Origin of the sequence: Vibrio nomapromontoriensis (assembly GCF_050337205.1) — a bacterium.
In the GTDB taxonomy this organism is placed as follows: domain Bacteria; phylum Pseudomonadota; class Gammaproteobacteria; order Enterobacterales; family Vibrionaceae; genus Vibrio; species Vibrio nomapromontoriensis.
The window spans coordinates 1-19,850 of the sequence record NZ_JAKJSS010000007.1 but is presented as its reverse complement, the minus strand read 5'-3'; the positions used below and the strand labels follow the sequence as shown (position 1 = coordinate 19,850).

The following is a 19,850-nucleotide window of genomic DNA, read 5'->3' as shown; positions in this document are numbered from 1 at the left end:
ATTTTTCCGCAGTCAGACATACACTATGAATCAATATCTTGCCGTTACTTCAAATGGGCTGGAAAACCTACTCGCCCGTGAACTTGAACAACTTGGGATTGAAAACGTCAATCCTGTTCAGGCTGGAGTGAAATTTAAAGCGACCAATGAGCAGATCTATCGTGTTTGCCTGTGGAGCCGATATGCTTCCCGCTTCGTTAAAGTTCTTGCTGAATTTACCTGCCAAGACGACATGGATTTGTATTTGTCTGCGTCTGCTGTGAATTGGGTTAATCATTTCCATAGCTCGAAGAAGTTTATTGTCGACTTTAACGGTACTAACCAAGAAATTCGTAATAGCCAATATGGCGCGATGAAGGTGAAGGATGCGGTAGTGGACTGCTTTAATAAAAGAAGCCTGCCGCGCCCTAACATCAGTAAAGAAAGTCCTGATATTCGTGTCCACGTGCGCCTGCATAAAGACAAAGCTATTCTTGGTCTTGATATGGTAGGGTCTGGTTTGCATCAGCGTGGCTACCGTACGGAAGCGGGTCGTGCACCATTGCGTGAAACGCTAGCTTCGGCAATTGTTGCTCGAAGTGGTTGGACTCAAGGTGATGACATGCTTGACCCAATGTGTGGTTCAGGCACGTTGCTTATTGAAGCGGCGATGCTAGCGGCGAATATGGCACCGAGTGTAAAGAGAAAAAGCTGGTGCTTTGAATCGCACGAAGACTTTGAGCCAGAGCTGTGGGCTGAGATAAAATCAGAAGCCAGTGTACAAGGTCGTCGCGGTGTCAAAAAGACTGACAGCAGGTTTTGGGGCTTCGATAATGACCCTCGGGTACTACAAACGGCAAAAGATAACGCCCGTCGAGCTGGTGTCGATAGTTTGATTACGTTTGAATTAGGTGACGCGAGTAAATTGACCAAGCCTGAGGGCTTTGGAGAAGGCATTGTTATTTGTAACCCACCTTATGGTGAGCGTCTTGGTACTGAGCCTGGTCTTATTGCCCTTTACACTGAATTCGGTAACCAACTAAAAATCGAGTTTGGTGGAAGTAAAGCGTCTATCTTCTCAAGTTCGGATGACTTGTTAAGCTGCTTACGCATGCGTGCTGATAAGCAGTTTAAGTTAAATAACGGTGCGTTACCGTGTCACCAAAAAAACTACTCAATTTCAGGCCGCTCGGCAGAGCAGCTTGCAGAGAAGCGTACCGACCAAGTTGTCGCGCCAGACTTTACCAACCGATTGAAAAAGAACTTGGCAAAAATCGCCAAATGGGCGAAACGTGAAGAACTAGATTGTTATCGTATCTATGATGCGGATCTTCCGGAGTACAACGTAGCTATCGATGTCTATCAAGACCACCTTGTTATTCAAGAATACGCTGCGCCAAAAGATATCCCTGAAGAAAAGACTAAGCGTCGTTTGACGGACATTATTCGTGCAAGCATTAACGTGACGGGTATTGAAACCAACAACGTTGTGATTAAAGTGCGAGAGAAGAAGAAGGGTTCTTCCCAATACAACAAGTTGGCGGCGAAATCTGATCGCATGGAAGTGAATGAATACGGTGTTAAGTTAATCGTTAATCTTCATGACTATTTAGATACGGGTTTGTTCTTAGATCATAAAATCACTCGTCGTAAGCTTGGTCAAATGGCAGCGGGCAAGGATTTCCTAAACTTGTTTGCGTACACGGGCTCTGCTTCTGTTCACGCAGCAGTAGGTGGTGCGAAGTCCACAACGACAGTCGATATGTCCAATACCTACCTTGAGTGGGCAAAAGAGAACATGCAATTAAATAAACAGGTGGGAAGTCAACATCAGTTTATCCAAGCCGATTGTCTACAGTGGCTAGAAAATGCCAATAGCGATTATGATTTGATTTTCATCGATCCACCGACATTCTCGAATTCAAAACGAATGGCGCAATCATTTGATGTACAGCGTGACCACGTTATGTTGATGGAAAACTTAAAGCGTTTGCTTAGAACGGATGGCACCATAGTATTTTCCAACAACAAGCGTTTGTTCAAGATGGATCACGATGCATTGGCAGAAATCGGCTTAGAGGCGAAGAACATCTCAGATAAGACGTTGCCACTTGATTTCTCACGTAACAAACACATTCATAACTGCTGGCTTATTACTCACAAGAGCTAAGAGATATAATGACAAAGGAACTGACCTTATACAGCACGGAAGGATGCCATCTTTGTGAGATGGCATCCGAATTACTTCATCGCGTCGGGCTTTCTCAACAATTCGATATTATTGATATAGCATTTAACGATGAGCTCTTTAGCCGTTACGGGGTCACTATTCCAGTGATCTCATATGGTTCTTCAGAACTCAATTGGCCCTTCGATATTCATCAATTAACACAATGGTTGAACCTTAATGGCATTACTTACCATTCATAATGGACAACTAGCATTCGGCGATCACCCGTTGCTAGACAAATCAGATTTTGCACTTCAAGAAAATGAACGTGTATGTTTAGTTGGGCGTAATGGTGCCGGTAAGTCGACGTTGATGAAAGTCATCGCTGGCGAAATCGTTATGGATGACGGTAAACTTCAAATCACTCAAGATGTTGTTGTTTCGCGTTTAGAGCAAGATCCACCGCGTAACCAAGAAGGGACGGTTGAAGACTACGTGGCTGAAGGGCTTGCAGAAGTTGGTCAGCAATTGAAAGCGTATCATGCGTTGTTGGACCTTGTCGCTCATGACCCTAGTGAAAAGAACATTAACAAGCTTGCGAAGATTCAAGATACGCTAGACGTCTTAGGTGCATGGCGTTTTGAAGACCGCATCAAAAATATTCTTGCTGCGTTGAAGCTTGATGGCGCAACATTACTCACGGATTTGTCGGGTGGGTGGCAGCGTAAAGCCGCACTTGCACGTGCATTGGTTTGTGACCCAGATGTATTACTTCTTGATGAACCGACCAACCACTTAGATGTTGCGACGATTGAGTGGCTTGAAACGTTTTTAAAAGATTTTCGTGGTTCTATCATCTTCATTTCTCACGACCGAGCGTTTATTAGCTCTATGGCGACGCGCATCGTCGATTTAGACCGTGGTCAGTTGGTGTCTTATCCTGGACGTTATGATCAGTACTTAATCGAGAAAGAAGAAGCGCTGCGTGTAGAGGAAATGCAAAATGCTGAGTTTGACAAGAAACTCGCACAAGAAGAAGTTTGGATTCGTCAGGGAATAAAGGCGCGTCGTACACGTAATGAAGGTCGAGTTCGTGCTCTGAAGAAACTTCGTGAAGAAAGAAGTGACCGCCGTGAAGTGCAAGGCAAGGTGAACCTGAAAGTCGACGATGGGGTTCGTTCAGGTAAGATCGTCTTCGAAGCAGAAAACCTCAGCTATGATATTGAGGGTAAGACAATCGTTAAGGACTTCTCGTTTAATATCATGAGAGGTGACCGTATCGCGTTAATTGGCCCCAATGGCTGCGGTAAGAGTACATTAATTAAGTTGTTGCTTGATAAGCTGCAACCATCTTCAGGTAAATTGAAGTGTGGCACTAAACTGGAAGTGGCGTACTTTGACCAATACCGAGAATTGCTTGATCCAGAAAAAACAGTGATCGATAACTTAGCTGACGGTAAGCAAGAAGTAATGGTAGGTGGTCGTGAACGACACGCTCTTAGTTACTTGCAAGACTTCTTGTTTGCTCCTAAGCGTGCTCGCACTCCGGTAAAAGCCTTATCTGGTGGTGAGAAAAACCGTTTGTTATTAGCACGTATTTTCTTAAAACCCAATAACCTGTTAATTCTGGATGAGCCAACCAACGATCTTGATATCGAAACACTCGAATTGCTCGAAGATTTATTGGGCAACTATCAAGGAACATTGCTTTTAGTGAGTCACGATCGTCAATTTGTTGATAATACTGTGACCACGAGCTGGATTTTTGAAGGTGAAGGGGTTATTGAAGAGTTTGTTGGCGGTTATCATGATGCACAACAGCAGCGTTTACAGGTTAAAAATGCCAGACGTGATTTAGAACCCGTAAAGACGGTCGAAAAAGCATCGGTTGAACCTAAAAAGAGTACGAGTGCTGTGAACTCTAAACCGAAAAAGCTGTCGTATAAACTGCAAAGAGAGCTTGAAGCGCTACCAGCGCTGCTCGAGCAGTTAGAAGAAGAGTTGGGTTCATTACAAGAAGTTGTGAATAGCGCCGAATTTTTCTCAAAACCCGTTGATGAGACTCAACCAATATTAGATAAACTCTCTGCTAAAGAGCAAGAGTTGGACGTTGCTTTCGAGCGATGGGAAGAGCTAGAAGCAATGCAACAGGAAAGTTAGCCTAAATGAGTTGTACAAAATTTAAAATTTCAATGGTGGCCGCAAGCGTATTCGCTGCGACCACCGCAAATGCTGCTTTGTATCAGATTGTCGAAATAGACCCGACAGCGAGCATTAGCAGTAGTGGTATCTATGATGCGCAGTACACAGAGTTCTATGGTTCTGCGATTGAGAGTACACCGAGTGCTTCTGTGACTCCGATGGGCTGTTTTACACAAGGTGGTACTTGTACTGATTATACGCTGTATGGTGACTCTAGGAGCGGTTCAGAAGGCTTCTCTTACCGTGATGAAGTACCGTTCAATATGGATGTTAGCTTCTATTACACCGACTGGACCCGAAATCGAGATTACTGTCGTTCTGAGCTAGGATACCAAACCTGTGATCCTGCTTGGACGAACAAAATGTGGTATAGCTTTAGTTCGATTGGTGGACTAAAGCGTGAGCGTGATGCTTTTTCCGCAACGGAATATAAATCTAATGCTCAGGCCTTTAGTGGCAATACGGCTTCAGCCGCTGCGGCACCGATGTTAATGGTTAACCCTACTTCTGACGGCTATGCGCCAGGAGGGAAAACTACAACCGAAACAAATTCAGCAAATATAGTCATTAATCGCCTTGATGGTGATAAAGTCATTGGCACTGCGAGCTCTGGGTACTTTAAGTTAGATTCAAACAAACTTGCTACAGCCTATCGTCAACGTGGTTATGTTTTTGATGGTAGTACTACGACAATGCTGAAACCTCTCGCAGATAACGGCAATACTCAAGAGAAGCAGATTACTACTCAGATGGGTCGCACCATGGCATGGGATTCATTTAGTGATGATACTGGCACATACTATGTAGGCAGTGCCGCAGTAGGTCCATTTGATTACAATGACGATAATAAAAACTGGGGTGGCGACCTAAATAATTGCTTGTCAGGCAATGACCCTGCGGCAAAGCGTGAATGCCAAAATTTTGCATTTGCTTCAAAAGCGGCAGTGTGGTCTGCTGATGGAGCTACCGTTAACCCTATTTCTGGTTGGAATAACGGTACTTCTCGTAATGTTGACAAAAAAGCGATGCAAGGCAGTGCAAGAGCAGCCGTAATCAGTGCAAACGCGACGGCATTTACCGGGAAGCCTGTTCTTGTTGGTATGAATAGCTATCAAGATGGCAGCAATGTCTTTGTCGAAGCGACAGTATTTAGCCCTAATGGAAACGCGATATCCGCCGGAAATGCGTGGTCACCATCAATAGTGAGCCGCTCGCGGATTAAAGACGGCGATGATTATATCTACACTAACTCTGTAGCGACAGACATCAATGAGCAACTTGTACTAATTGGTGAAGCCAAGCGGCGCGGTGACAAACGTGAAAATGGTGCGGCAGCGAACCGAATGTTTTTGGCACAAGTTAACGATAGCGGTGGCGCATCAGCTCAATATTTTGACGAATTGAACGGTAACAGCGGTATTTTCTTCCGTGGTGTCGGTGGTAAGACGGGCGCAATTAACAATTTCAATGAAATTGTTGGTGCGGTTGATGCGGAACAAGCTACAGAGTTCTACGGTAAAAAGCGCCGCCAGCGCGGATTTATATACCCGTACACCGTTGTTGATGCTAATAACCCTGATATAGTTAAGAGAAGAGACGTTTTTCAAAATAAACCTTGGTTACTCGATGACTTAACCAATGGAGGCACATTTAGTGCTGAAAACAACAAATATCGCATCATCGACGCAGCTGACATCAACGACGATGGTGTCATCGCTGCAACCGCGATTAAGTGTCCGCAAGGATACGACACCACTGGTCACAACTCATATTGTGGTAATGGGCAGACTACTGAGAAAGTGGTCGCAGTTAAGTTGATCCCGATCTCAAATACAGACGAACGTTCAATTACTCCGCGTACTATTGAAGCGCCACCGGTAGAGCGTAAAGGTGGTAGCTTAGGTTGGATGGCTATGATTTTCTTGGGCTTCTTAGGGTTACGCCGTAACAAATAGTGTTATAAAAAGAAAAGCTCGTGTTTATGTGGATAAATACGAGCTTTTTTACGTCTTGAGTTCTGCTAAAAATTGAGCAATTATTATTGAGGAGTCATAAAAACTCTACAAATCTTTAATATCAAAAGGCTGGCTAGCCGCCAGTTTTGTATAGCGAGGACCGCACTATGAAGAGACAAAAGCGTGACCGTTTAGATCGAGCTCAATCCCAAGGCTATAAAGCAGGGTTGAACGGGAAATCTATGGAAACTTGCCCATACCAACAAATGGATGCTAAGTCCTATTGGCTTGGTGGTTGGCGTGATGCGAGAGATGACAGACAGTCAGGGCTTTTCAAGTAGTCGGGAGTAGTTAGGTAAGTTAAAAGAAGGATCTCACATGAGGTCCTTCTTTTAACTTACCTAACGCACTATAACTAAATAGTTTAATAGAAAATAAAACGGCAATGATGCCGTTTTAAATAAACTCTCACTTAAAAAGAAGAAGTGTCTTTAAACAATCCAACTTTTAGGTCTTTTGCTACGTAAATCTCTTTACCATCCACAAGTACACGACCATCTGCGATACCCATTACAAGCTTACGGTTAACAACACGTTTTAGGTGCAGTTCGTATGTCACTTTTTTGGCAGTAGGAAGTACTTGACCCTGAAATTTAAGTTCGCCAACACCTAAAGCACGGCCTTTGCCTTCGCCGCCGATCCAACCTAGGTAGAATCCAACCAATTGCCACATTGCGTCTAAACCTAGACAGCCTGGCATAACAGGGTCACCGATAAAGTGACAGTCGAAAAACCAAAGATCTGGTGTGATATCTAGCTCTGCGACAACAAGACCTTTACCGAAATCACCTTCTGTTTCTGACATTCTGGTAACACGGTCCATCATTAACATATTTGGAGCGGGTAGCTGAGGGTAGCCTTCACCAAATAGTTCACCACGGCTAGAAGCTAAAAGATCTTCACGAGTATACGAATCACGTCTGTTTTGCATTTTTAAAGTCACTCCAATATTTGATATGAGCATATTAGTGAACACGTGTACGCCAAACAACTCCGACCACGACTAAACAAACCAGTTTCTTACTTTTTCTAACAAGGTTTCTGGTAGTTCAAGTTTTTCAAAGTTTTCAATGCGTTCTGCTATCTTACTTAACACGCTTTCTTCTGATTCACTTTTAAATGGTTTGCCTAGCAGTAAAGGGATCACTTCCTCGACATGAGAAACTGCCCAGATGTGAAATTGCCCATCTTTAATGCTATTGACAACTTCCTTGCTCAACGCGAGGTGCTGAACATTTGTTTTTGGTAGAATAACGCCTTGCTTGCCTGTAAAACCTTGATGTTTACACACATTGTAAAACCCTTCGACCTTTTCATTAAGACCACCAACCGCCTGAACTCGACCAAATTGATCAACCGCACCAGTGACGGCAATCTGTTGGTCAATTGGGTATCCAGAAAGGGCGCTGACTAAAGAACACAGCTCAGCTAATGAGGCACTGTCACCGTCTACTTCACAATACGATTGTTCAAAAACAATAGAAGCAGAATAGGGCAACGGGGCATCTAGATTTAGTTCTGTGCTGACGAACGCCTGCATGATCATCATACCTTTGGCGTGAATATTACCCCCAAGTTCGACCTTTCGTTCGACATCAGAAATATCACCATCACCAAAGTGAACCACACAGGAGATACGAGCAGGTTCACCATAAGAGAGTGGATGGCCAGGCATATCGATAACCGTTAAGCCATTAACCTGTCCAATTTGCTCGCCTTGAGTCTCGATGACCACTTGACCTTCTAAAATATCATCGACTGCTCGCGCCGGTAAGTACGCCTCTCTATAGCGCTTTGCCATTATCGCAGACTCTATGTGGTCTTCGTTAATCACACTATTGTCGCTGTAAGAGGATGCTTCTCCTAGCAAAGCTAAGTGCCAATCTAATGATAACGGGACATATTGTTTATCTTCGGTTTCTCTAGCTCCGGCTTGCAGGAGGCGAAGGTAGCCCGATGAATCGAGTGTATGGCTTGGCAAATTATCTAACATTAACTGTTTAACAAAACCCAAGTATGGCGCAACTGATTCATTATTTAACTTATAGTCACTTTCTAGTTCGGTGTATTGCATGAATCCTGATCTAAACTCAGCTTCTAGATAATCCAGCTCTGCGAGTTGCTCTCTATCACCGATAATAATCAGTTTAAACTCTGAGCTGTAGATCGGCTGCTCAATATTGGCACTGATCTGACTCACTGGTGTCGCTTCTAATTGAGCACCTTGTAGTAGGGCTTTGGTATTGGTCCAGCTCACTAACGTAGACAATACAGTGTTCGTTGATGTGATCAGAATACCAGTATCAGCTTGATGAATGAGGCCCTTTTTAGACTCCACGTGACCATCGGTGACCTGATATTGGTCAAATAATGTTTCAGAGCGAACATCAGCACTAACCACCACATGCGTTCCAAGGCTACGCAATTCGTTGGCAACAAGCTCGCGATAAGTAAGGCTGCCACCATCTTTGATCACTAATACTTTAGAAAAACAAGCCGGAGAAACAAAGTACTGAAGTGTTTGTCGCAAACGGGGTTGCAAATCAAACAGGGATTTCCCTGCGCTGTTCGCAACGTTATCTAGAGTAGGTTTAAAATCGGTGTAGAGCGGGCAGGCATCTTGCCAAAGGACTGGATTCATTATTTGAGAGCTTAGTTTAGATTTGCATGGAGTATACAACGATTTCACGACTAAAGTTAGTCAATAGCACGTAAATCAACGAGATTTGATTCTCACTTTGAATGCACAATTGTTGAGATTGTAAAGAAGGTGGGTTACGCTGTCACTCTAACCAATGTAGAGGCAAATTTTAATGAAATACCAACAACTTGAAAATCTAGAGTGTGGTTGGAAGTGGCAATATTTGTCAAAAAAACATCGAGATGGCGAAAATATCACTCGATATGTCGATACTAGTGAGATAGAACACGCTATTTCACAACTTAAAGCCATTGAATATGAGCCGACATTGGTCTTAGATTGGATCAGTGAGCATATGTCATTGGAAGTTGACAATAAACTCAAGCAAGCCATCCGCGCAAAAAGAAAACGTCATTATAACGCAGAACAGGTGCATACGAAGAAAAAGTCGATTGATTTAGACTATCGAGTCTGGGAAAAATTGTCATATCGAGCAAATGAGTTGGGATGCACGCTGTCAGAGGCAATTGAATATCTATTGAGTGAAGCATCACGAAGCGAAAAGGCGAAAAAAACCGTAAGTAGCTTAAAACAAGACTTGAGCAAGCTTCTGGGCGATGATTAACAAAGAAGGAGAAGTAAATGCTATATGTAATTTTGATTGGCGCTGTATTAGTATTTTGGTTAGTCGCGATTGATCGCCCAGTACTCACTGTGCAAGTTACTGATGGTAAAGTCACGAATATTAAAGGCCATATTCCACCTTCATTTAGTCACAACCTTAAAGATATCGCTGAAAGGGATAATATTTCTGGCACTTTTAAGGTATACCAAACACGCTCAGGAATGACATTAAAGTTCTCTAAAGAAATTAACAAAAAGAGCCAGCAAAAAATACGTAATGTATTCCCGTTCCAAAGTTTTAAATCTAAAGGACGTAAGAAGTCTAGGTAGCAGCTAGGCTGCTACCATATTTATTCCTGCATTAGCCTTGTGCTGCAATTTCTCTTTCATCCCATATCTTCATTAGGGTGCGGCGCGCATCTGAATCGAGCATTTGTATCCTTCTGCATGTCCAGTTTTCTGCTACATAGTCCGCCATTTCAAGTGAGATAGGGTTGTTCTCAGTTAAGTACGTATCTAGCGCCGTCTCAGCTTCCAGCAGTGAAAGACCCTCTGTATCCCACTTTTTGATACGAGTGTAACTTGTTTCAAACCACATTAAAGGCAGTGTCATAGAATACTCCATTTCTATAAGTTTATTTAAATAGTTCTATTTCCTTTTCGTTAGAATAATGAAATTTATATTTATGTAAAGGGTTAAGGTTAAAAATAGCGAATAAAAATTTATAAATAACAATCACTATTATCAGCTTTAATTTATTATTGCCACATTATTTATGTAACTTATTAAAGTCCTATTTAAAAGGTGTCATATGATACACTTGAGTTATATTAATTACTTCTGGAAAATCAATAGTGGGTGGCTATTATATTGGCTTGGTTTTTATGTTGTCACTCAATCTTTGCTATTTGTTATCGTTCGCTTTGATTTGGCGTCAAAGCTGGATTTACGGTTCTTTAATGAAGATGCTAGATGTGCCGCTCTGTCATCAATTGCATACGGGTTACTCCTGATGATTTGACAAGTAGGGGGCATATTACGCGCAATCCAAAACACCGTACCCATGGTGCTTCTATCCCAAAGTGTTAGTGCATTAGCCCTGTGACACTGTAACTCCATTGGTTTATGTTAATCCATCTTATCCAACGCTTGAATGGCGTTTTGGCACTGTTGAGTCGTTCGCCTTTCCCTTGTCTCACGACATTGGTTAATAGGTTGAATTAGATTTGCTAATAGTGTTTGCACAACTATTTGTAATCCTACATATTTAGTTCCACGGAACCTAGACCCGTATTAAAGCTTTGCCGCCTACTTACTATTGTGTGTTTGTAGGCGGTTTTTTTTGCTCGATGCTTTTCGAGTACGATGACACCTAACTGAACAAGCGCAGATATTTTCCTTTGATATGACACTAATTAGCGTCGACAAAATTGCCGATTCGGTTTCACTGAACCTTAAGTTCATCAAGCGGCCAGTCGTATCATCGATGAGGGCCAAAAGGCAGTACTTGTCGCTGTGTCCTTAAACCAATCGTGGTGTGAGCCATCGATTTGTGAATGAGCTCACCGAGACAATCTCGGCGATAACGAGGTTGATAGACTCTAGGTTTTCGTTGTGAGTGCGGGATCCAAAGGTTGTCGGCAATCATCCATTGGCGAAGTGTCTCTAACGAGATAGCTAAATTATGATTTTCTATGATCTTTCCACGTGCAAATGTGGGCGAGAAATCAGAATAACGTCGATTACTGGGTTTACCTCTAGAAGCATGGGTTAAACTAGCCGCACCATGTTCACGTAGTTTGTTCATTAACCTTTGAACTTGACGAAAGTATCTCTGCCGCATCAGTACGACGCAAACGATGTTCACAGACGTCTTGAATAACTTTGAATCGACTAATTTCTTTTTCACTCATGGCAATCAACATCTCAGTAGTCCTTAGTAACCGAAGCTGGTACATGAAATGTAGTCAGCAACCAGTACTAAAGTGACATTTTAATCTAGCTCAAAAGTGACATTACTATCTGGGGCTTACAATATCAGTGCGTATTATCTATCTTATGTTAAATGTAGTTTCACAATAGTAAGATTAATCTAGTGTTCAGCAGTTCCCTGCTACATTGGGTGCTGAGCTTTCTTTCTGTATTTAACAATAACGCTATTTACCATAAAATACCTAATAATCACATTAACTTAATCTACGTTTAAGTTAATGTGATTATTAGAAATCAAGAGATCAAAGCAATGACTGTGTTTGTATTGCAAACTCAGCCATTGCTTTTTGGTGGCTATACCAAGTTGTCATCCACATCTGATTGTGTGCTTGGGCCTGAGCTATCATCGGTACCAAAACTGCCGGTATCATCAGTAAAGTCTACATCTACCTGAGTATTATCACTCTGTGTCCAGTCAGCACCATCAGTTTGCTGCAATGATGATGTGTCTTGGTTTTGCTGACTTGAAGCTTGCATTGAATATTGTTCATCAATATCGAGCTCTAGCGTTGCCGTCGCACCTTCTACTGGAGTATCTAAGTCATCAAACCCTTGGAAAGAAAGATTCGCAGAACCTTCATACTGATCGTCGAGTACTAATGTGACAGATTGATTTAAGTCTCCTGATATTGTGTAACCACCTTCACCATCACTTAATGCGCCATTGATTTCCGCACCTTCCGGTAGATTTGTCACGGTTATGTAATCGACACCATCAACGGATGTAACTTCTTCTGGAGCGCTAATCTCCACTTCATCACCGGGCGCTGCAGTAATATCGACAGAGCTTTCAATGTTTGAATTTACTTCGTCACTTGAATTCGTACTCTGTGTATCAACTGGCTGAGTTTGAGCTCCTTCCGTTTCTACCGTTTCTACCGTTTCTACCGTTAAGCTTGTTGTGTACGTTTGCTCAATTCCAGCGCTACTTTCAACGACAGCACTAAGGTCGATATTGCCTTCAAATCCTTCATCAGGCCAGAACGTCCACATGTCATTGCCATTTGAAATTAACGCACCTTGATCTCCGGTATAATTTAGGTCGGTTAATGTTGAGTCTTCTATGCTTAAGTTAGTTAAAACGTTAGACGCGCTTATCTCAATTGAACCATCATCCGCTTGAGCAAGTGTTTGATTCACGGAGACTTCATTATCAACCCCAATATTAAAGTGACTCTGAACACTATTTTCTCCATCACTAGCGACAAATCCTACTTGGGCTTGACCGGTGAAACCTTCTGCAGGAGTAAATTGATAGTTACCCTGCCCGTTTGATTCGATAAGTCCTTCTCCTGCAAGTAGAGATACGGATTCGATACTTAGATCGTGATTATCCTCAGAGCTAATCGTTGCTAGCATATCTTCGTTAGTAAACGTGAGTGGTTCGCTTTCGTCGGTATCGGTATAAGCGATAGCATCTATAATTGGCGAGCTAGTCAGTGACTCACTGGAGTCAAAGACACCTATGTCGCTTTGCTCATCGTATAGTATTCCTTCTTTTTCAATGACATAAGCCAAGTCTACATTACCAGAGAAACCTGACGCAGGGCTGAAGGTCCACGTACCATCGTCGTTCTCAATTAAGCTTCCTTGAGAAGGATCGACTAAGTGCACGAGTTGGACACTATCACCCTGCTCTGCTTCTACATTTTGCGCCATCGCGATAAGATCGTCATGACTAATAACAAGCGCTTCCCCAGACACAACATTGAAGTCTCCTCCTACTGGTTGTTCAGGTTGCTCGTTAGCTTCATCACCATAGTCGACGGTGGTCGCCGTTACTGTGACAAAGAAGTTGCCATGGAAATCCTCTGGCGGAGTCATTTGTAGATTATCAATATCCCAATTGGTGATATTAATCAGTTGCCCTTCCTCGGTGATTTCCACGACGTTGGGCCCATCACTGAGCGTAAAGCCAACCGGATAACCTGTCATAACAAGGTTACTAAGCTGCTCTGAATCATCAATAAGGTTGACATCTAAGTTCAAGTAACCGGTAGTATCTTCATCAAACACCAGCGGTCCATCATGTGCGGTTGTGATAACAGCACCATCGGCAACAGGTCTTACATATACAGGCACGTCTAAGGCAGTTTCAAACTCGCCATCTGATGCGATCACTTGTAATTCGGACAATCCCGCGAAGTTGCTAGTAGGAGTAAATGTCCACGTTCCATCCCCATTGTCAGTAACACTACCGCCATCTTCACTATCAGCGACAATGACTCGTGAAATAACCAGTTCTGTGGTGTCTATATCTCCGAAGAGATCGAGCATATCAGAGGTATCAAAGGTAAAGGCGTCGTCTTCATTGGTCGTCAAGAATGCATTACCCACAGTAAATGGTTCATCATTTACTGGAATGACATCCACATTCACGGTGCCTTGGGCACTCAACTCCCCATCTGAAACCATGTAATCTAGCTCTACCAATCCATTGAAATCTTGACTGGTCACTAAATGGTAAAGTCCGTCAGGTTGCTGTTGTAACGTCGCATTTTCTGGAGACCGGACAGTTAAGCTTTCCAAGGAAAGCGCGTCATTATCAATATCAGAAGCTTGAGATAAGATAAATGCAGGGTCAACCACCAATACTTGGTCTTCATCTGTCGAGTATGTGACTGTTGGAGCGTCAGGAGCATCATTAACCTCAGCTAAACTGATATTCCCAGAGACTTCGGTACCGTCAACACCATCTTCTACTCTAAATGTAAATGGCACATCACCATTCAAGTTTTCGGTTGGTGTAAACGTCCATGTGCCGTTTTGGTTATCAACCAAATCACCAAATGATGGGTCAATTTGAAGGTTATTCGCGGTAAGATCATCATTCTCGATATCGACAGCATGAACCAGTAAATCCTGCTGCGAAATAACAATGCTTTCATCTTCTACACCGCTTAAATCAACTCGATCCGATGTCGGCGCATCGTTAACTGCGTTGACAGTCAAGTTTAGAGTGTTTGCAGTCGTGAATTCGCCATCACTGATGTTATAAGTAAGTTCAATGTCACCGTTGAAATTTTCGCTAGGCACAATCGTGAAAGTACCATTGCCATTATCGGTAACGATTGCATTTGGATCGTTCGTTGCGACATCACTTGCTGTAAGTGGATCATCGTTAAGGTCAACAGCATTTGCTAATAGCATGTCTTGTGTCACAAGTAGATTTCCATCTTCATCAACACTGGTATTGATAGGTGTTGATTCAGGGGCGTGTTCTCTTGCGTCAATATGAATAGTCTGGGAGTTTGTTGAGGTCCCTTCATTTGACAACTCGGTGGAAGTTGCGTCGATTTGTAGGTCAAATTCACCACTGTAATCTCCCGGTAAGTCGATGGTAATAGGTTCAAGTAATACTACTGTAGGTAAGATGATAGGATCAGTAGTATCAACGGTGACTTCGCCTTGGTAGATGGAGCTGTTCACTTCTCCGAGATCAATGGTAAATAAGAAGTCATCAAAATCACGATCTCCTCCGTTGTACATGTCCTCGATACCATAAACCAATTCACTTTCTGAATTGAAGTATGTCTGTGTGTGGTTGATATTGTCTTGGTTTAGGTTAGGGCTAGTACCGCCGTGGAATACCGCATCGCCACTTTCACTACGAATTAGCGTTTCTTCACCATTTGAACTTACGAAGATAAGTTGTGGGTCAGTTGAACTTGTAGTTGCCGTACTTCCATCTGCATCTCTAAACTCGAATGAACCATCACCTAAACTATTAAAGTTATTATGATTAAATCCATTTGGAATAACGAATAAGTTGAAGCTTTCGCCTTGCTCAAGGTCAAAGCTGAACGCTGATTGCCCTGGTATCAGATTACCGCCACCTCCAAGCTGAGAGGCGTTTTCATATACAACTTGTACATCTTGAATCTGCCCGTTTTCGTCAACTTTATAATAACCGACAGTATTTAAGTACCCTGCACCTTCTCCTTCAAAGGTGACAGTAATTTCACTATCAACATAACTCGTTAAACCATTACTTTGATCATTTAATACGGTATCACTGTCATAGCGGATTATAGACCCTTCAGGAATACCTGAAGCGCCGACGGTCAGTACCTCAGAACCATCAATATCAGTGAGTGCTGCTGATATATTAAGCTCTATCGTATCATCAGGATCAACTTTAATCCCTTCGGCTCCGATTGGCTGGTTGGCGCCATCGGTAACGGACAGTTCTGGTGAATCCGCAACAGCCTCAATATTGACTGCAATCGACTGTGTTGTTTCAAGTTCGCCATCGGAAACGGCAAAAGTAAACTCGACATCACCGTGATAGTTGTCTGAAGGTACGAATGTATAACTACCGTCTTGATTATCGGTAAGTGTTCCTTGGCTCCCTGAATAATCAACATTCATAACAACTAAATCGTCGCCATCAACATCGGTAGCACTTGCCAGTAAGTCCGAGTTATAGAATGTTAACGACCCATCTTCGAGCATGGTAAATTGTAGGTCTTGTGCTTCTGGTCGATCATTGACTGGTGTGATGTTCAGGTTAACTGGCACTGTTGTTGTTGAACTGTCGCCAGTCGACTCTGTTGATATTGCGTCTACTTGTAAGCTAAGTTCTCCATGAAAGTTAGCCGGTGGAGTTAATGTTAGACCTGCCAGGTCGTCGGCAGATAGAGACCATGTGCCATCAGGATTCAGTGAACCTGAAGATAGAAGCGTACCCTCAGGAAGTTCTCGAATAGAAATCGCCAGGCTTTCGCTGCCATCGGTATCCGTTAGTGCCGCTGTTATATCAAGAGGAATCGCACTGTCTTCAGGGTAAGAAGCCACTGACAATGCAACATTGTCTAATCCCCAAGATTCATCACTTAATGATTGGTCCAATGTAGACCCAAATCCAAGCGTAAGTTGTCCAGCGTCTGGGTCTACGGGTACGGTTAGCGTAAAGTGATGAGACTGATCGGTTGAGTAATGGGGGTTGACCGGCCATTGAACACCATGAATTTGAGCATTTTCAGAAGACACAAACTGGCCGACGACTTGGCCATTTATATCCACCACATTAGCACTATCGTTACCATGATAAGAGAAGGTTTCGACACTAAATAATTCGCCATCAATGTAAATATTGAAGTTGTGGTCGTCCCATGAATCTAGACGATAAAAGTCAAATTCAATCGTTACCTCAGAAGCTCCGGCAGGCACATCGTATGTTTTGGAGACTTCCTCTTCACCACTACGGTTGTTTTGTTGCCCTAACATTTGCCCAGTTTCAAAACCGCTAGAATCAGCAACAGTTGCTCCAGACCAACCTTCCATCCCGGTTTCAAACGTGTCTATAGCAAATAAGGTTGATCCTATTGATACATCGGGCGCATCAGAAACCGCATCAACGGCTAGCACAACGTCAGAATTTATAATAGATTGTCCATCTGAGACGTTCATACTAAACACGATCTCGCCAGAGAAGTTTTCGTCTGGTGTTAGTGTAAAGCTGCCGTTTTCATTTTCAGTCACTGTTGCATTTGAAGCTGATTCAATTGCTGCAGTGAGTATGTCTCCATCCACATCAGAAGCATGAACAAGTAACTGCTCTTGGGTTAGCGTGATCGCACCATCTTCATCAATGGTATAAGACAGGGAGCCACTAACAACTGGCGCATCATTCACAGCGGCCACTGCAACATCAATACTACCACTACTGATATCGGTGCCGTCAGAGACATCGAAGCTGAAGTTCACCGTGCCATTAAAGTTCTCATTCGGTGTAAAGGTATGTGTGCCATCCCCGTTTGAGACCAATACGCCATTTGTTTCGTCATAATGCACACCTGTGACGGTCAGTGTATCACCTTCTATATCCGTCGCCCCTGCTAGTAGCTCAGCATCAGTGAAGGTTAAGGTGCCATCTTCATCCATGTTGAAGACTTGGTCGTAAATGACGGCAGCATCATTTACCGCGGTAACTGTGACATCTATCTGCGCTGGCGATACGCCACCATTGCCATCATCAACGGTGTAGTTAATTTCAAACTCACCATTGAAGTTTTCATCCGGTGTGATGGTATAAGTCCCGTCGCCATTATCGGTAATGACACCGTTTGGCATGCTAATATCACCAACGGTGACGTTGTCACCACCATCCGTACCACTTTCTCCATCGGTGCCTTCATCGACGTTAAACAGTGCAGCAATATCAACACCATTTTCAGCATTGGCCGCTTCTTCGCTGGTCGGTAAGGTAAACGCGGTTTGTCCTCCAACCTCTTGGCTTGGTACCACAATACCATCTACGACATCAAACACATGCCAGTGGTCACCACTGATGTTTTCTGGTAATTCTGGCGTAAAGGTTTGTACTAAAGTGTCGCCAACGAAGACTTGCACTTGTACTTCATCCACGCCATCCACGTCCCAGCTGCGATTGGTATAGTTGTGTACCGAGTAATGCATATTGGCATCTTGATAGTTCGGCACGGTGATGGTTTCAGGGCCATGACCATTGGTATCATCAACGTCTTGTTGAACGGTACCCCCGCTCAAGTTATGGCTCATATCTTGATAAAATATATGGTCAAGCTCGGCGCCTGTATCCGTATCATAAAGCCACAARTGGTTATCCATATCGCGCGGTGATGCACCCCACGTCACAACAATGCGCATATCGGTGGTTTCGAGCACATCAGACAAGGAAATCACGCCACTGTCARTGGTTTCACCGRCAGGCACGAGGAAGCTATTAGTAATAGCGCCTTCTTGCTCAATGGTAATGGTCCCTTGTTCAAAGACAGAACCGTTAACCGTATACTGACCTTGTGCGTCGGTTTGTACGGTATGGGAGTTACCCACCGCATCGCTTAAGGTCACATCCGCGCCAACGACAGGCTGGCCATTTTCTGCGTTAAGTACCGTCCCTGTGACCGTGGTCGCCTCACCTTGCTCTCCGATGATGGCAGTCATATCGTCATCTTCAATATCGGTAGCAAATTGCAAGAGCTCAGCTTGCGTCACGGTATAGGAGCCATCTTCTTCAATTGTGATCGGCACATCTGCTGAAATAATCGGAGCGTCATTCACCGGGTCGACGGTGAGTGCTAAGTTTCCAGCAATAGGTGTACTTCCATCACTGATATCATATGAGACATCAATGAGGCCGTTAAAGTTGGCGTCCGGTGTGATAGTAAAGGTGCCATCGCCATTATCTACGATAGTGGCATTGGTCGCAGATAAGTTGTCCGCACTCAGAGCATCCCCATCAATATCAGCAGCATTAGCAAGTAGTTGTGCTTGGTTGACGATGATGCTGTTGTCTTCGTCGACACTCGCCGTGACGGTGTCTGTAGTCGGTAAGTCATTGACAGGATTAACCGTCAACCCACCCGCTCCTTGAACGGTGGCGTCGCCATCAGAGATATCAAACGAGACATCAATATTGCCGTTAAAGTTTGCATCTGGTGTGATGGTAAAGGTGCCATCTTGGTTATCCAGCACCGTTGCATTACCCGCAACCGACACATTACTGGCGGTTAAATCATCGCCGTCCACATCACTGGCTTGAGATAACAGCTGATTTTGTGACAGTGTAACGATTCCATCTTCGTCCAAGGTGTAGGCGATGTCACCGCTAACCGGCGCATCATTGACCGCCAACACATTAACATCAAAGGTAGACGCGACTTGAGCGCCATCTTCATCCTCAATAACAATATCCAGCGTCACGGTACCATTGAAATTTTCATTCGGTGCAAAGCTGCATGTTCCATCGTTATTAATGGTGAAGATCCCGTCGCTACCTGAATAACTTACTCCAATAAGTGACACTTCTCCTTCCACGTCCGACGCGCTAGATAGCAGCTGAGTTTCATTAAAGATGAGAGTATTGTCTTCATCAACGGTGTAAGACGCCGAACCAAAGACAGGAAGATCGTTGACCGATTCAACGGTGACGTTCGCGATGCCATCCGTTACTACCGTGCCATCGGAAACCCCATAACTTAACGACAGATTACCGTTAAAGTTTTCATTCGGTGCAAAGGTGTAGGTACCACCACCAAGATTCGTTAATACCCCTTCACTGCCGTCATAAGTAACATGTGCGATAGACAGTGTATCGCCATCGATATCTGATGCACTGCTTAATAGATCCGTATCCGTAAAACTCAATAGGCCATCTTCTAGTACGGTGTAATTCATTCCCTCAACGTCAGCGGCGTCATTCACCGGACTTACGGTAAGATTCAGTGGTAATGACGTCGTCGC

Annotated in this window: 11 protein-coding genes and 1 pseudogene; 7 read left to right on the top strand and 5 right to left on the bottom strand. The window is 43.6% G+C overall.

The annotated features are described in order from the left end of the window. The first annotated feature begins 25 nt into the window (after positions 1-25). The 5 genes from rlmKL (at position 26) to rmf (ending at position 6,647) form a co-directional block, all read left to right on the top strand. Complete coding sequence (gene rlmKL / locus L4D05_RS04195) at positions 26-2,149, top strand: bifunctional 23S rRNA (guanine(2069)-N(7))-methyltransferase RlmK/23S rRNA (guanine(2445)-N(2))-methyltransferase RlmL (protein ID WP_428793135.1); 2,124 nt, start codon at positions 26-28, stop codon at positions 2,147-2,149. Positions 2,150-2,157: 8 nt separating this feature from the next. Next, positions 2,158-2,409 (top strand): glutaredoxin family protein, encoded by a 252-nt coding sequence (locus L4D05_RS04190; RefSeq protein WP_428750715.1) that lies wholly within the window; start codon positions 2,158-2,160, stop codon positions 2,407-2,409. Continuing rightward, positions 2,387-4,309, top strand: coding sequence for an ABC transporter ATP-binding protein (locus L4D05_RS04185; RefSeq protein ID WP_428793134.1), 1,923 nt, complete (start codon positions 2,387-2,389; stop codon positions 4,307-4,309). Before L4D05_RS04190 ends, L4D05_RS04185 begins: the two co-directional genes overlap by 23 nt. A gap of 5 nt (positions 4,310-4,314) precedes the next feature. Next, positions 4,315-6,306: a DUF3466 family protein gene (locus tag L4D05_RS04180; protein ID WP_428793133.1), complete on the top strand. Its 1,992-nt coding sequence runs from the start codon at positions 4,315-4,317 to the stop codon at positions 6,304-6,306. A gap of 167 nt (positions 6,307-6,473) precedes the next feature. Beyond that, the gene (gene rmf, locus L4D05_RS04175) at positions 6,474-6,647 is read left to right on the top strand and encodes a ribosome modulation factor (protein WP_250619036.1); all 174 of its coding nucleotides are present in this window, start codon (positions 6,474-6,476) and stop codon (positions 6,645-6,647) included. A gap of 131 nt (positions 6,648-6,778) precedes the next feature. Here the strand turns inward: rmf and fabA are convergent, their stop codons facing one another. Continuing rightward, entirely contained in the window at positions 6,779-7,297 is a 519-nt protein-coding gene (gene fabA, locus L4D05_RS04170; RefSeq protein WP_265672862.1) for a bifunctional 3-hydroxydecanoyl-ACP dehydratase/trans-2-decenoyl-ACP isomerase, read from the bottom strand. 72 nt (positions 7,298-7,369) lie between these two features. Beyond that, the gene (locus tag L4D05_RS04165; RefSeq protein WP_428793132.1) at positions 7,370-9,007 is read right to left on the bottom strand and encodes a S16 family serine protease; all 1,638 of its coding nucleotides are present in this window, start codon (positions 9,005-9,007) and stop codon (positions 7,370-7,372) included. Positions 9,008-9,179: 172 nt separating this feature from the next. Here L4D05_RS04165 and matP point away from each other — a divergent pair, with 172 nt between their 5' ends. Both matP and L4D05_RS04155 read left to right on the top strand, forming a co-directional pair. Then, positions 9,180-9,632 (top strand): macrodomain Ter protein MatP, encoded by a 453-nt coding sequence (gene matP, locus L4D05_RS04160; protein WP_428793131.1) that lies wholly within the window; start codon positions 9,180-9,182, stop codon positions 9,630-9,632. A gap of 17 nt (positions 9,633-9,649) precedes the next feature. Beyond that, the gene (locus L4D05_RS04155; RefSeq protein ID WP_428793130.1) at positions 9,650-9,961 is read left to right on the top strand and encodes a DUF3634 family protein; all 312 of its coding nucleotides are present in this window, start codon (positions 9,650-9,652) and stop codon (positions 9,959-9,961) included. A 31-nt stretch (positions 9,962-9,992) separates the two neighbouring features. Here the strand turns inward: L4D05_RS04155 and L4D05_RS04150 are convergent, their stop codons facing one another. From L4D05_RS04150 to L4D05_RS04140, 3 genes and pseudogenes are all read right to left on the bottom strand, one after another. Further along, positions 9,993-10,244: a hypothetical protein gene (locus tag L4D05_RS04150; RefSeq protein WP_265672858.1), complete on the bottom strand. Its 252-nt coding sequence runs from the start codon at positions 10,242-10,244 to the stop codon at positions 9,993-9,995. 819 nt (positions 10,245-11,063) lie between these two features. Further along, positions 11,064-11,545: pseudogene (locus L4D05_RS04145) on the bottom strand (transposase family protein); the annotation flags it as partial. Positions 11,546-11,918: 373 nt separating this feature from the next. Continuing rightward, the coding region (locus L4D05_RS04140; protein WP_428793129.1) for a tandem-95 repeat protein at positions 11,919-19,850 on the bottom strand (7,932 nt) is incomplete at its 5' end.